Below are 13,546 nucleotides of genomic sequence, written 5' to 3'. Positions count from 1 at the left end.
CGTTGTGAGCTATCTCTCGATCGAATTCGGCTTCTGCTTCATCCTGTTCTTCGTCCTGTATTGGGGCCTGGGCTTCAGCCTGCGCTTGCAGAACGTCCTGCTACTGGCCGCCAGCTACGCCATCCTGGCCAGCTTCAGCCTGAACTTCCTCTATATCCTGCTGGGCTATACCACCCTGGTGTACTTGCTGGGCCTGCTCAGCCAGCGGTATCCCGGACGTGGCTGGGTCAACGGGCTGATGCTGTTGCTGGTGCTGGGGGCGTTCTACCTGTTCAAGTACCAGGACTTCTTCACCAGCAGCGTACAGAACGCCTTTGCCCAGTTCGGCGTGGAAGTGTCGCTGCCGCTGCTGGAAGTGCTGCTGCCGGTGGGGCTGTCGTTCTATGCGTTCCATTCGGTCAGCTACCTGGTGTCGATCCACCGGCGCGAGCTGACGGCCGGCTCGCCGTTCGACCTGGCGCTGTACCTGGCGTTCTTCCCCAGCCTGATCGCCGGACCGGTGAACCGGGCGGTGCCGATGCTCGGGCAGATCAACCCGCCGCAACTGCGCCAGGTGCTGGAGCCGCAACGGGCGCTGGGGCTGATCGCGGTGGCGGTGGTCAAGCTGTTCTTCCTCAGCTCGTGGCTGGCCAACGAGTGGGTCGACCCGGTCTTCGACAGCCCGGTGGCCTATTCCGCCGAGCAGATCTTGCGGGCGGTCTACGGTTATTCGTTCCTGATCTATTTCAACTTCAGCGGCTACACCGACCTGGTGACCGGCATTGCCCTGCTGCTGGGTTTCCGCCTGCCGGAGAACTTCAACTACCCCTATGCGGCGCGCAACCTCAAGGAGTTCTGGGGCCGTTGGCACATCAGCCTGTCGACCTTCATCCGCGACTACGTGTACATCCCCCTGGGAGGCAACCGGGGGCCGGTCTGGCGCGGCAACCTGAACATGCTGCTGGCGATGCTGATCTCCGGCCTGTGGCACGGCGCCAGTGCCAACTTCATCATCTGGGGCGCGCTGCACGGCGTCGGCCTGGCGCTGTACAAGCTGTGCAGCCCGCTGCTGGCCCGCGGACCGCGCTGGATCGGCTCCGACCTGGTGGCGCGTTTGCTGACCTTCCACTACGTGGCGCTGGCCTGGATCTTCTTCCGCTGCGCGACCCTGTCCGATGCCCTGGACATGCTCGGCGGCCTGGGCGGGCTGTCCCTGGCCGGGTTGGCCGGCAGTGCCCTGTCGCTGCTGGGCTGCCTGTTGTTCGTGGCGTTCTACCCACGGATCGTGGCGTTGCTGCGCCGCTTGTTCGAGGCTGCCACCGGCTTGCCGTGGCTGCTGTATCCAGTGCCGCTGGGCCTGTTCATCTGCGTGGTCATCTTTGCCTCTCCATCGGGCGTGCCGGGGTTCATCTATGCCAGTTTCTAAGCCTTCACCCTTGTCGATCAGCCTGGGCAGCGCGGCCAAGGTGTTCTATGCGTTGCTGGTGACCAGCCTGTTGCTGGTGTGGTTCAACCAGCAGTCGATCCGCCTGTATTGCCAGCAGAAGTACCACGAGAGCTGCGAGATCCCCGGCCTGGCGCAGAACCCGCAGTGGCGTTTCGGCGCGCAGCTCAACCAGGCCCTGGAAAACGCCCGGGTGGCCTTCGTCGACAGCTTCGTTGGCCAGGCCGAGCTGAACCTGGTGGCCGAGGTCCAGGCGGCGCCTGAGCCGGAACCTGCCGCACCAGCGCCGCAGGCCAAGCAGCCGGCAGCGGCGCACCAGGCTCCGGCAGCCAACGCCCATCCGGTCGCGCATCAGGCGCCGGTCGCTGCGCCGCCAGCGGTGGCCGTGGCGCCTGTGGCCAGTCAGCCGCCCAAGGTCGCGCAGGGAAGCATCGCGCCGCTGATGGTCAGCCTGGGCACTGGCGACGAGGTGTTTTTCGTCGGTGACTCGTTGATGCAGGGCGTGGCGCCACACATGGCCAACACCTTGCGCAAGCGCTACAACGTCAAGAGCCTGAACCTGAGCAAGCAGAGTACCGGCCTTGCCTACCCGAGCTTCTTCAACTGGCCCAAGACCGTCGAAAGCACCCTGGCCAGCAACCCCAACATCCGCCTGATGGTGATCTTCCTCGGCCCCAACGACCCTTGGGACATGCCCGAGGTCAAGGGCAAGCCGTTCCTGCGCTTCAAGACCCCGGACTGGGAGGAGGCCTATCGCCGGCGTGTCGATTCGATCCTCGACACCGCCCAGGCGCACAATGTGCAAGTGATCTGGGTCGGGCCGCCGAACATGGAGAAGGCCAAGCTGTCTACGGCCATGGCCTACCTGAGCGAGCTGTACAAGGGCCAGATCGAGCAGTATCACCAGCACTTCGTGTCGGCCAACGAGATTCTCGGCTACCGCCACGACGAGTTTTCCTACTACCGCATCAATGGCGACGGGCAGAAGATCAAGACCCGGGTCGATGACGGTATCCACTTCACCACTACTGGGCAGAAGCTCATCGCCGAGCGCGTGATCTCGATGATCAACTTCCCCAGCCAACAATTGACGGAGCATTGAGATGGGGCGTTTGCAAGGTATTGCGCTGTTGCTGGGCATCACCTTGCTGAGCAGTTGCAGCCCGACCACCGAGGTCCAGGCCACTCCTGCCTCGGCACTGGCCAGGCCTGGTGCGGGCCAGAAGAAGTTGGTCACCCCCGGCAGCGATCCGAACCTGGCGCTGCTGGCACGCAAGTTCAGTACTTCCAACCGTACGCCGATCAACATCGTGCAACTGGGCGACTCGCATACCGCGGCCGACCTGTTCAGCGGCGAACTGCGCCGCCTGCTGCAGGCGCAGTACGGTGATGGTGGCATCGGCTTCGTGGCGGCGACCCCGGTGCCCGGCACGCGCTACGAGCGAGTGATCCTCAGTTCGGCCAAGCGCCAGTGGTCGCTGGTGTCGGCGCGCAACCAGCAGAGCACGCAGTTTCCCCTGGGTGGCTACCTGTCGCTGCCGCAGACCCCGGGAGCCCGGGTGCACATCGCCGAGCGCCAGCCGAGCAACCAGCAATACCGCATCTCGGCCTTGTACCAGGCGTCCAGCAACAGCACCCTGACCGCGCGGGACAACCTCAACAAGGGCAGCCGCATGCTGGCCGCCACTGGCGGGCAATGGCGCCTGAGCCCGCCGTTCAACAACCTGACCCTGCCTTTGGACTTGAGCGTGGCCAACAGCCAGGGCCTGGCCCTGGGCGGTTGGAACATCCTCGGGCAGAAGAGCGCCGGGGTGATCTATTCCGCCCTGGGCATCAACGGCGCGCGCCTGGATGTGCTGGACAAGTGGCAGCCCGGCTGGCTGGAGGCCCTCAAGGCCTTGCGTCCGGACATGGTGGTGCTGGCCTACGGCACCAACGAGGCTTTCGACGACGATATCGATCTGCAGTTGTATCGCAGCCAGTTGCAGGAGAAGGTCGTGCTGCTGCGCAAGAACCTGCCCAAGACGGTGATCCTGCTGGTGGGGCCGCCGGATTCGATCAAGCGGCGCAATGCCGGCAGTTGCGCTGCCTCGCAGCCGCAGCCGCTGCGCCAGATCATCCAGATCCAGAAGGACGTGGCCAAGACCAGCCGCACGCTGTTCTGGGACTGGCAGGCGTTCATGGGCGGCGATTGCTCCATCAGCCAGTGGCAGGCCAGCGACCTGGCGCGCAACGACCTGATCCACCTGACCGCCGATGGCTATCGCAAGAGTGCCGACGGCTTGTACCGCTTCCTGCGTGGGCAGTTGGGCGAACGCATGCCCTGAGCCTGCACTGGCGCAAGGCAAAAAAATGCCCCGCACATGGCGGGGCATTTTCATTTGCCGGTGGCGATCACAGGCTGTCGAGCAGGGCCTTGTTGCGGACCGCGCCCTTGTCGGCGCTGGTGGCCAGCAGGGCATAGGCCTTCAGGGCGGTGGTCACCTTGCGTGGACGCACCTCCGCCGGCTTCCAGCCCTTCTTGTCCTGCTCGATTCGGCGGGCCGCCAGTTCCTCGTCGCTGACCAGCAGGTTGATCGAGCGGTTGGGGATGTCGATCAGCACCTTGTCGCCATCCTTGACCAGGCCGATGGCACCGCCGGCGGCGGCTTCCGGTGAAGCATGTCCGATGGACAGGCCCGAGGTGCCGCCGGAGAAGCGGCCGTCGGTGAGCAGGGCGCAGGCCTTGCCCAGGCCCTTGGACTTCAGGTACGAGGTCGGGTACAGCATTTCCTGCATGCCCGGGCCGCCCTTGGGGCCTTCGTAGCGGATGATCACGATGTCGCCTTCCTTCACCTCGTCGGCGAGGATGCCGCGTACCGCGCTGTCCTGGCTTTCGAAGATCTTGGCGTTGCCTTCGAACACGTGGATCGACTCGTCGACACCGGCGGTCTTCACCACGCAGCCGTCCAGGGCGATGTTGCCGTACAGCACGGCCAGGCCGCCTTCTTGGGAATAGGCGTGCTCGACGCTGCGGATGCAACCGTTCTCGCGGTCGTCGTCCAGGGTTTCCCAGCGGGTCGACTGGCTGAAGGCGGTCTGGGTCGGGATCCCGGCCGGGCCGGCCTTGAAGAAGGTGTGCACGGCCTCGTCATCGGTCTGGGTGATGTCCCACTTGGCGATGGCTTCCTCCATGCTGGCGCTGTGCACGGTCGGCAGGTCGGTGTGCAGCAGGCCGCCACGGGCCAGCGAACCGAGGATGCTGAAGATGCCGCCGGCGCGGTGCACGTCTTCCATGTGGTACTTCTGGATGTTCGGCGCCACCTTGCACAGCTGCGGCACCTTGCGCGACAGGCGATCGATGTCGCGCAGGTCGAACTCGACTTCGCCCTCCTGGGCGGCGGCCAGCAGGTGCAGGATGGTGTTGGTCGAGCCGCCCATGGCGATGTCCAGCATCATCGCGTTCTCGAACGCCTTGAAGTTGGCGATGCTGCGCGGCAGCACGGACTCGTCGTTCTCGCCGTAGTAGCGCTGGCACAGCTCGACGATGGTGCGGCCGGCCTGCAGGAACAGCTGTTCGCGGTCGGCGTGGGTGGCCAGGGTCGAACCGTTGCCCGGCAGGGCGAGGCCCAGGGCTTCGGTCAGGCAGTTCATGGAGTTGGCGGTGAACATGCCGGAGCACGAACCGCAGGTCGGGCAGGCGCTGCGCTCGTACTCCGCGACCTTCTCGTCAGAAGCGCTGGAGTCGGCGGCGATGACCATGGCGTCCACCAGGTCCAGGCCGTGGGAGGCGAGCTTGGTCTTGCCGGCTTCCATCGGCCCGCCGGAGACGAAGATCACCGGGATGTTCAGGCGCAGGGCGGCCATCAGCATGCCGGGGGTGATCTTGTCGCAGTTGGAGATGCAGACGATGGCGTCGGCGCAGTGGGCGTTGACCATGTATTCCACGGAGTCGGCGATGATCTCGCGGCTGGGCAGCGAATACAGCATGCCGTCGTGGCCCATGGCGATGCCGTCGTCCACGGCGATGGTGTTGAATTCCTTGGCCACGCCGCCGGCGCGTTCGATTTCGCGGGCGACCAGCTGGCCCAGGTCCTTCAGGTGCACATGGCCCGGGACGAACTGGGTGAAGGAGTTGGCAACGGCGATGATCGGCTTCTTGAAGTCGGCATCTTTCATCCCCGTGGCGCGCCACAGGGCGCGGGCACCGGCCATGTTGCGGCCGTGGGTGGACGTTTTCGAACGGTAATCAGGCATGAAGCACTCCAGGCGGCTAATCAGGTGACAAATGGGGAGTGAGCTTCTACTGACCTCGGGAACACTCAGAAATGGCCGTGTGTCCGAAGCTGCCGATGACCTCGCGGGATCGCCGCGAGACTCAGCCTGAGCTCATAAACCCGCCGGGGATGACTGGCGATGAATACGCCCGATTCTACACCGCTGGCGCCAGGAAGGAATGCCGTGGCCGCTCTGGGTTTCGATCGTTCTGCACGCGACCGCAGCCCGGCCCTTGCTTTAGACTCGCGGCCTTTGGATCAAATGCCAATGGAACTGGAATGCTCGCTTCTTTTCGCTCCTTGAGGTTGTACCTGGTGGTTGGCGCGGTGCAGGGCATCGTGCTGATGTGGTTGCTGCTCCATAGCGGCTGGAACTCCGGTGCCATGGCAGTGCTGGCTGCTGCCGTGCTGGCGGGCGGCACCACCTTGCAATTGCAGGGCGAGCAGTGGCGGCGGTTGCGCAGTTGGGTCGCCGTGCTGCTCGTTGGGCTGTTCTCGGCAACGCTGGCGCTGGCATGCCAGGTGCTGCCCGGGACCCTGCTGGTGGTGGGTGGCATCGCTGCTGCGCTGTTGGTGATCGCGTTAGTGGGCGCCACCTTGGCCCAGGATGGCCCCCGGTTGGGGCGACGCCTGCTGGAAAACGGCCTGTGGCTGCTGCTGGCGTTGCCGTGGCCCTGGCTGGCGCAGAAGCTGTTCAAGCTCTGGCTTGCCTATCGGCACCTGGACCCCTTCAAGAGCGAGGTGCTGGCGCTGGCCTTCTTTGCCGGCCCGCCCCTGGCGTTCTCGGTTGCACTGTTTCTCGGCCAGTCATGGCGCGCCAGGGGGCTCAGGCGCAAGCCCGTTGATTGTGCCGGTTGACCAGGCTGTTCAGGCCCAGGGCGCTGGTGCCGAGCACCAGGAAGCACAGGCCCAGGGCCATGGCCAGGTTATCGCTGGCCAGGTTGATGAAGCCGCTTATCAGGCCGCCACAGGTGAAGATGATCATGTTGCCGGCCGAGGCCGAGGTCCCTGCGTTCTGCGGAAACAGGCCCATGGCCCGGGACGTGGCGACCGGCCGAGTGATAGTCGTGCCTGCGGTGCAGACGATCATCGGTAGCAGTACGCCGCTGGCGCTCGGTTCGAAGCGCTGGAGAAACAGCATCAGCAGCCCGGACAGGGCGATCAGCAACAAGCCGGCGATGATCTGGGTGCTGGCCCGCAGGTGCCGGTTCATCGCTCCGGCGGCGAACCCGCCCAGGATATAGGCCGCGCCGTATAGCAGGAGCACTAGGGAATACTGGTAGGGCGAGAGCTGCAACTGCTCCATGAAGATGATCGGCGAGGTGACGATGAACGAGAAATGGCAGGCAAAGGCCAGCGCCGAGATCAGCCAGTAGCCCACGAAGCGCGGCTCCGCGCAGACCAGCCGGTAGGCGGCGAAGATATTGCGCTGGCGGCCCTTGGCCGTGCCCGGGGTATTTTCCAGCAGCAGCCAGGCCATGAGGATCACTAGCAGGCCGATGGCCGCGAACACCTCGAAGCTGCCCTGCCAGCCGAGTCGTTCCTGCAGCCAGGTGCCGAACAGCGGGGACAGGGAAATGAAGATCCCGCTGGCGGTGACCATGGCGATGCGCAGGCGTTCCTGTTCCTTGCCTTCGAACAGGTCCTGGACCAGGGCCTGGGATAGAACGAAGCAACCGCAACCCATGGCCTGGACCACGCGGAAGAACAGGAACCACGAGTATTGGCTGGCGACGACGCAGCCGACCGCGCCGACCAGGGCCACGCTCATGCCCCCCAGCAACAGCTTCTTGCGGCCCAGGGAGTCCGATAGCGGGCCAACCAGCATCAGGGAAAAGGACAGGCCGATGGCGAACAGGCTGACGGACAGCGCGATGTCGGCGCTCGACGTCTGGAAGCGTTCGGCCAGGGCAGGGAAGGAGGGCAGGATGACATCCAGCGGAAAGACTCCCAGCAGGGTCATGGTCATCAACAGGATGATGGCCGAGGTCTTCTGCGTGGCGTTGGATGCTTGGTCCATGATGCGGGGGGCTCGGTCCTTGAGGTGGTCCCGAGGATCGAGTCGTGGCCCGGCAAAGTCAATGGATGGCGCTGGCCATTCCCGTCGTCGACGGCAATGGCCAGCCGGCCGGCCTCAGCTGTTGGGCAGCAGGCGGCAGGTAATGCTCTTGATGTAGCGGGTTTCCGGGATGGCCGGGTGCACCGGGTGATCCGGGCCCTGGCCGCCGCGCTCGAGCAGTTGGATGTTGCGATCCAGGTGGCGGGCGCTGGTCAGCAGGATGTTCTGCAGGTCGTCCTCGGGCAGGTGCATCGAGCACGAGGCGCTGACCAGGATGCCGTCCTTGGTCAGCAGGCGCATGGCCTGCTCGTTGAGGCGGCGGTAGGCGCCTTCGCCGTTCTTCAGGTCCTTCTTGCGCTTGATGAAGGCGGGCGGGTCGGCAACGATCACGTCGAAGCGCTCTTCGGCGGCCTTGAGTTCCTTGAGGGCCTCGAATACATCGCCTTCGATGCAGGTGAGTTTGTCGGCGATGCCGTTCAGCGCGGCGTTGCGCTCCACGCCATCGAGGGCGAAGCCCGAAGCGTCGACGCAGAACACTTCGCTGGCGCCGAACGCACCGGCCTGCACGCCCCAACCACCGATATAGCTGAACAGGTCCAGCACGCGCTTGCCCTTGACGTAGGGCGCCAGGCGCGCGCGGTTCATGCGGTGGTCGTAGAACCAGCCGGTCTTCTGGCCTTCCATCACCGGGGCTTCGAACTTCACGCCGTTCTCTTCCAGGGCGACCCACTCCGGCACCACGCCGAACACCGTGTCGACGTAGCGCTCCAGGCCTTCGGCGTCACGGGCGGCGGAGTCGTTCTTGAACAGGATGCCGCTGGGCTTGAGCACCTGGACCAGGGCGGCGATCACGTCGTCCTTGTGGCGTTCCATGGTGGCCGAGGCCAGCTGCACCACCAGGATGTCGCCGAAACGATCCACCACCAGGCCTGGCAGCAGGTCGGAGTCGCCGTACACCAGGCGGTAGAAGGGCTTGTCGAACAGCCGCTCGCGCAGGGATAGGGCCACGTTCAGGCGGTGCACCAGCAGCGACTTGTCCAGGGCCAGCTTGGCATCGCGCGACAGCAGGCGAGCGCAGATCAGGTTGTTGGGGCTCATGGCGACGATGCCCAGGGGCTTGCCGCCGGCAGCTTCCAGCAGCGCCTGGTCGCCTGCCTTGAAGCCGTGCAGGGGTGTGGCGGCTACATCGATCTCGTTGCTGTAGACCCACAGGTGGCCGGCGCGCAGGCGGCGGTCGGCGTTGGCTTTGAGGCGCAGGCTTGGCAGGGACATGACGTCGCTCCGGAAAAAAGGGCGCGATTATACCCCTTCGTAGGCGTTCGGTGATGGCCATTGGACCTGCGGCTAAATGCGCAAGGTAAAGTTCCTGTCGGTTTGCCCAACATTGCCGAGATAGGGGGTAGAATCGCCGCCTGACCCAGAGTGTGTACTTATGTCCCAAGAGCTATCCGCCGAACAGATTCAACAGGCCCTGCAAGGCATCAGTGTTCCGCCCCAGCCGCAGATCATGGTGGATCTGCAGATGGAGCAGTACATGCCCGATCCCGACCTCGAGGTGATCGCCAAGCTGATCTCCCAGGATCCTGGCCTGTCTGGCGCGCTGCTGAAGATCGTCAACTCGCCCTATTACGGGCTGAGCAACAAGATCGCTTCGATCCAACGTGCGGTGAACCTCCTGGGCAGCCGCTCGATCATCAACCTGATCAACGCACAGTCGATCAAGGGCGAGATGAGCGACGAGACCATCGTCACTCTCAACCGCTTCTGGGACACCGCCCAGGACGTGGCCATGACCTGCCTGACCCTGGCCAAGCGCACCGGCGCCCAGGCCGTGGACGAGGCCTATGCGCTGGGCCTGTTCCATGACTGCGGCGTGCCGCTGATGCTCAAGCGCTTTCCTGACTACATGACCGTGCTGGAAGAAGCCTATGGCAGTGCCGGGCCCGAACAGCGGGTAGTGGATACCGAGAACCGGGTCTTCAACACCAACCATGCGGTGGTCGGCTACTACACGGCCAAGTCCTGGCGCCTGCCGGAGCACGTGACCATCGCCATCGCCAACCATCACAACGCCCTGGCGATCTTCAGCGACGAGTCCTCGCGTAACAGCCAGCTGAAGAACCTGCTGGCGATCCTGAAGATGGCCGAGCACATCTGCTCCTCGTACCGGGTACTGGGCAACCAGGTCGTAGACCATGAATGGAACAGCATCGGCCACCTGGTCCTCGATTATGTCGGCCTGTCGGACTACGACTTCGAGAACCTCAAGGAAACCGTGCGCGAACTGGGCGCCCACTGATGCCTGAACTCCCCGAGGTCGAAACCACTCGGCGCGGGATAGCGCCGCACCTGGAAGGCCAGAAGGTCAGCCGGGTGATCGTCCGTGACCGGCGCCTGCGCTGGCCGATCCCCGAGGACCTGGACATACGCCTGTCCGGGCAGCGGATCGTCCAGGTCGACCGCCGGGCCAAGTACCTGCTGATCAATGCCGAAGTCGGCACCCTGATCAGCCACTTGGGCATGTCGGGCAACCTGCGGTTGGTGGAAGTCGGCCTGCCGGCGGCCAAGCATGAGCATGTGGATATCGAACTGGAGTCGGGGCTGGCCCTGCGCTACACCGATCCACGGCGCTTTGGCGCCATGCTCTGGAGCCTTGACCCGTTGAACCATGAGTTGCTTTCGCGGCTGGGTCCTGAGCCACTGACCGATTTGTTCGACGGCGAGCGCCTGTTCCAGATGTCCCGCGGGCGTTCCATGGCGGTCAAGCCGTTCATCATGGACAACGCGGTGGTGGTGGGGGTGGGCAACATCTACGCCACAGAAGCCTTGTTCGCCGCGGGCATCGACCCACGTCGCGAGGCCAAGGGCATTTCCCGGGCGCGCTATTTGAGGCTGGCGATCGAGATCAAGCGGATTCTGGCGGCGGCCATCTTGCAGGGTGGCACCACCTTGCGCGACTTCATCGGCGGCGATGGCCAGCCCGGCTACTTCCAGCAGGAACTGTTCGTCTACGGGCGAGGCGGGGAGCACTGCAAGGTCTGCGGCACGGGATTGCGCGAAATCAAGCTGGGCCAACGCGCCAGCGTCTACTGCCCACGCTGCCAGAGCTGATCCCGGCGTTACTGGCGGCGCGGCCAGCATCCATCCTGTCGCGCCCTGGCAAGCGCCGGGGCCGCCAGGGCTTCTGGCGGATCAGGCCTTGCCGGTGATCTTGCGATACTTGGCCATCAGCTCTTCTTCGGTTTCCGGACGGTTCTCGTCCAGGGGAATGCAATCCACCGGGCACACCTGCTGGCACTGCGGCTCGTCGTAGTGGCCGACGCACTGGGTGCACAGGTTCGGATCGATGACGTAGATCTCTTCGCCTTGGGAAATGGCCGCGTTGGGGCACTCGGGTTCGCAGACGTCGCAGTTGATGCAATCGTCGGTGATGATCAGGGACATGGGGTACTCCGGCCTGGGCGGCGGGCCCGGGCATGTAGAAACGAATGCGCGCAATTGTGCCGTATTGACGCCCGCAGTGCACGCGGGCGCGATGGCTGACACCGGGCGCTGGCCCCCTTGGCGGGGGCCAGATGGCTTATTTCTTGAAGCGCAGGGTCAAGGCCTCGGCGACCGCCGGATGGACGAACTTGGTGATATCGCCCCCCAGGGCCGCGATTTCCCGGACCAGCGTCGAGGAAATGAACGAATAGCGCTCGGACGGGGTGAGGAACAGGCTTTCCACGTCCGGAGCCAGTTGGCGGTTCATGTTGGCCAGTTGGAATTCGTATTCGAAATCCGAAACGGCCCGCAGACCGCGCAGGAAGACATTGGCGTTCTGCTCCTTGGCGAAATGCGCCAATAGCGTCGAAAAGCCCACGACTTCAACGTTGGGCAGGTGCTTGGTCACCTCTCGCGCCAGCTCCACGCGCTGTTCCAGGGGGAAGAGCGGGTTTTTCTTGGGGCTGGCGGCGACGGCGATGATCACGTGGTCGAACAGCCGCGAGGCGCGTTCGACCAGATCGCCGTGGCCCTTGGTAATCGGGTCGAAGGTTCCTGGGTACAGCACTCGGTTCATCGCGTCGTCCTGGCGGGAATCCGTTGGGGAATCGGATGGTATCGCAGCCTTTCCGGTCGGCCAAGTCGCCTTTTGGAGTACAAGTCCCTGCGGACATCATCGATACCGAGCCTCATCACGCGGTTTTCAAGCGCTCGGCCAGGGCCGTGGCCAGCTGTGCGGTCAAGCCGTACACCGACAGCTGCGGGTTGGCGCCGATGCTGGTGGGGAACAGCGAGCCGTCATGGATCGACAGGTTACGCAACTGGTGGTGGCGGCCAAGGCTGTCGGCTACGGCGACCTTCGGGTCCTGGCCCATGGCGCAGCCGCCCATCACGTGGGCGCTGCCCAGGCGGGTACGGTACAGGGCCAGTTCCAGGCCGTCGATCTGGCTGCGGACCTCGGCCAGGGTCTTGGCGAACCGTGCATCGCTGTGCAGCGGCTTGACCGCCTTGGCGCCGCCGGCGAACTGGATCTCGGCCATGCTGTGGAAGGCCCGGCGCAGGCCGTCCCAGGCATAGGGCGAGACCTGGTAGTCGAGCACCGGGCTGCCGTCGCCGCGCAGTTCGACGTTGCCGCCGGTGCTATCGGGATGAAAGCCGTCCCGCAGCAGGGCCAGCATGGCGTGGGTATGGGGCAGTTGCTCCATGGTCAGGCCGCTCTGGGGGCCGAAACCGCCCAGCAGGGTGCTGGCCAGGGCGGGTTGCAGCGGCGGTACCTCGAGTTTGTAGGCCATCTTGCCGGTGGTGCCGTCCTGCCATTGGAAATGGTCGGAATAGATCGATTGCGGAGCGCCGTAGAAAGGGTTGATCACCTCGTCGAACTGTCCGGCGGAGAAGTTCACCAGGTGCAGGAACGTACGCTTGCCCAGGCGCGAATGCGGGTCCGGGGCATCGGAGCGCAGCAGCAGGGCCGGGCTGTTGATGCCGCCGCCGGACAGTACGTAGTGCTTGGCCTTGACCATGATCTTGCGGCCGGTGGGTGCCACGCAGCGAGCGTCCATGGCCAGGCATTGCAGGCCGGTGACCCGGTCGCCATCGAGTTGCAGGCGGTCGGCCTGGGCCAGGTACAGCAGTTCGCCGCCTTTCTCCAGGGTCGCCGGGATAGTGGTCACCAGCATCGACTGCTTAGCGTTGGTCGGGCAGCCCAGGCCGCAGTAGCCCAGGTTCCAGCAGCCACGCACGTTGCGCGGGATCACGTGCCAGCTGTAGCCCAGGGCTTCGCAGCCCTTGCGGATCACGTCGTTGTTGGCGTTGGGTGGCATGACCCAGGGCGCGACTCCCAGGCGCTGCTCCATCTTCTCGAACCAGGGGGCCATTTCGGCCGAGCTGTGACCCACCACGCCATGCTCTCGGGCCCAGTGCTCGAGGGTCGGGTCGGGGGTGCGGAAGCTCGAGGTCCAGTTGATCAGGGTGGTGCCGCCCACGGCGCGCCCCTGGAGGATGGTGATGGCGCCGTCCTTGCTCATGCGCCCGATACCTTCCTGGTACAGGCTGGTGTAGGCCTGGTCCTCGAGCATCTTGAAATCGTCGCTGGTCTTGAGCGGGCCTTCTTCGATCAGCAGCACCTTGTAGCCCGCGGCACTGAGGATCTCGGCCGTGGTACCGCCCCCGGCACCACTGCCGACGATGGCGACATCGGCCTCCAGGGTCAGGTCCTGCTCCAGTTGCGAGCCGTTGTAGGTTTTCCAGCCACGAGTCAGGCCTTCGCGAAACAGATCAGGTACAGGCATATCGGGTGCTCTCTTATTATCGATGTCGTGGCGCAAC

12 protein-coding genes are annotated in these 13,546 nt (G+C 64.7%); 6 read left to right on the top strand and 6 right to left on the bottom strand.

Annotated elements, in window-relative coordinates; translation table 11 throughout:
* Positions 1-4: 4 nt before the first annotated feature.
* Genes C4K40_RS29710 through C4K40_RS29700 form a run of 3 tightly spaced genes read left to right on the top strand, consistent with a single transcriptional unit; the run spans position 5 to position 3,750 of the window.
* Positions 5-1,405 carry an MBOAT family protein gene (locus tag C4K40_RS29710; RefSeq protein WP_256224122.1) on the top strand — a complete coding sequence of 467 codons (1,401 nt, stop codon included), beginning with the start codon at positions 5-7 and terminating at the stop codon, positions 1,403-1,405.
* A complete protein-coding gene (locus C4K40_RS29705) occupies positions 1,392-2,525 on the top strand; it encodes an SGNH family hydrolase (RefSeq protein WP_053133903.1) in 1,134 nt (377 codons plus the stop codon). The genes C4K40_RS29710 and C4K40_RS29705 overlap by 14 nt, the downstream gene beginning before the upstream one ends.
* A gap of 1 nt (position 2,526) precedes the next feature.
* Positions 2,527-3,750 carry an SGNH/GDSL hydrolase family protein gene (locus tag C4K40_RS29700; protein ID WP_053133906.1) on the top strand — a complete coding sequence of 408 codons (1,224 nt, stop codon included), beginning with the start codon at positions 2,527-2,529 and terminating at the stop codon, positions 3,748-3,750.
* A gap of 67 nt (positions 3,751-3,817) precedes the next feature.
* Here C4K40_RS29700 and ilvD read toward each other — a convergent pair whose 3' ends face one another.
* Entirely contained in the window at positions 3,818-5,659 is a 1,842-nt protein-coding gene (gene ilvD, locus C4K40_RS29695; RefSeq protein ID WP_022641657.1) for a dihydroxy-acid dehydratase, read from the bottom strand.
* Positions 5,660-5,958: 299 nt separating this feature from the next.
* Between ilvD and C4K40_RS29690 the strand changes: the two genes are divergently transcribed.
* Complete coding sequence (locus C4K40_RS29690; RefSeq protein ID WP_053133909.1) at positions 5,959-6,537, top strand: hypothetical protein; 579 nt, start codon at positions 5,959-5,961, stop codon at positions 6,535-6,537.
* Here the strand turns inward: C4K40_RS29690 and C4K40_RS29685 are convergent.
* Entirely contained in the window at positions 6,506-7,762 is a 1,257-nt protein-coding gene (locus C4K40_RS29685; RefSeq protein ID WP_256224134.1) for a multidrug effflux MFS transporter, read from the bottom strand. The genes C4K40_RS29690 and C4K40_RS29685 overlap by 32 nt on opposite strands.
* 51 nt (positions 7,763-7,813) lie before the next feature.
* Positions 7,814-9,010: a class I SAM-dependent rRNA methyltransferase gene (locus tag C4K40_RS29680; RefSeq protein WP_022641654.1), complete on the bottom strand. Its 1,197-nt coding sequence runs from the start codon at positions 9,008-9,010 to the stop codon at positions 7,814-7,816.
* 160 nt (positions 9,011-9,170) lie between these two features.
* On the opposite strand from C4K40_RS29680, the gene C4K40_RS29675 reads away from it, so the two are divergent.
* The gene (locus tag C4K40_RS29675; RefSeq protein ID WP_022641653.1) at positions 9,171-10,037 is read left to right on the top strand and encodes an HDOD domain-containing protein; all 867 of its coding nucleotides are present in this window, start codon (positions 9,171-9,173) and stop codon (positions 10,035-10,037) included.
* Complete coding sequence (mutM, locus tag C4K40_RS29670; RefSeq protein ID WP_022641652.1) at positions 10,037-10,849, top strand: bifunctional DNA-formamidopyrimidine glycosylase/DNA-(apurinic or apyrimidinic site) lyase; 813 nt, start codon at positions 10,037-10,039, stop codon at positions 10,847-10,849. Before C4K40_RS29675 ends, mutM begins: the two co-directional genes overlap by 1 nt.
* Before the next feature lie 81 nt (positions 10,850-10,930).
* Here the strand turns inward: mutM and C4K40_RS29665 are convergent, their stop codons facing one another.
* From C4K40_RS29665 to C4K40_RS29655, 3 genes are all read right to left on the bottom strand, one after another.
* A complete protein-coding gene (locus tag C4K40_RS29665) occupies positions 10,931-11,182 on the bottom strand; it encodes a YfhL family 4Fe-4S dicluster ferredoxin (RefSeq protein ID WP_016963552.1) in 252 nt (83 codons plus the stop codon).
* A 136-nt stretch (positions 11,183-11,318) separates the two neighbouring features.
* Positions 11,319-11,798, bottom strand: coding sequence for a pantetheine-phosphate adenylyltransferase (gene coaD / locus C4K40_RS29660; protein ID WP_022641651.1), 480 nt, complete (start codon positions 11,796-11,798; stop codon positions 11,319-11,321).
* A 115-nt stretch (positions 11,799-11,913) separates the two neighbouring features.
* Entirely contained in the window at positions 11,914-13,509 is a 1,596-nt protein-coding gene (locus C4K40_RS29655) for a GMC family oxidoreductase (protein ID WP_053133915.1), read from the bottom strand.
* Positions 13,510-13,546: the final 37 nt, after the last annotated feature.

It is taken from the genome of Pseudomonas sp. CMR5c, from assembly GCF_003850545.1.
GTDB classification, from domain to species: domain Bacteria; phylum Pseudomonadota; class Gammaproteobacteria; order Pseudomonadales; family Pseudomonadaceae; genus Aquipseudomonas; species Aquipseudomonas piscis.
The sequence above is the reverse complement of the archived record's forward strand: the minus strand, read 5'-3'. Positions and strand labels throughout refer to the sequence as shown.

Excerpts from the sequence above, each read along its gene's own strand:
- C4K40_RS29680 (WP_022641654.1), bottom strand. The coding sequence starts at position 9,010 with ATGTCCCTGCCAAGCCTGCGCCTCAAAGCCAACGCCGACCGCCGCCTG.
- ilvD (WP_022641657.1), bottom strand. The coding sequence starts at position 5,659 with ATGCCTGATTACCGTTCGAAAACGTCCACCCACGGCCGCAACATGGCC.
- C4K40_RS29705 (WP_053133903.1), top strand. The coding sequence starts at position 1,392 with ATGCCAGTTTCTAAGCCTTCACCCTTGTCGATCAGCCTGGGCAGCGCG.
- C4K40_RS29700 (WP_053133906.1), top strand. The coding sequence starts at position 2,527 with ATGGGGCGTTTGCAAGGTATTGCGCTGTTGCTGGGCATCACCTTGCTG.
- C4K40_RS29665 (WP_016963552.1), bottom strand. The coding sequence starts at position 11,182 with ATGTCCCTGATCATCACCGACGATTGCATCAACTGCGACGTCTGCGAA.
- C4K40_RS29655 (WP_053133915.1), bottom strand. The coding sequence starts at position 13,509 with ATGCCTGTACCTGATCTGTTTCGCGAAGGCCTGACTCGTGGCTGGAAA.
- C4K40_RS29690 (WP_053133909.1), top strand. The coding sequence starts at position 5,959 with ATGCTCGCTTCTTTTCGCTCCTTGAGGTTGTACCTGGTGGTTGGCGCG.
- coaD (WP_022641651.1), bottom strand. The coding sequence starts at position 11,798 with ATGAACCGAGTGCTGTACCCAGGAACCTTCGACCCGATTACCAAGGGC.
- C4K40_RS29675 (WP_022641653.1), top strand. The coding sequence starts at position 9,171 with ATGTCCCAAGAGCTATCCGCCGAACAGATTCAACAGGCCCTGCAAGGC.
- mutM (WP_022641652.1), top strand. The coding sequence starts at position 10,037 with ATGCCTGAACTCCCCGAGGTCGAAACCACTCGGCGCGGGATAGCGCCG.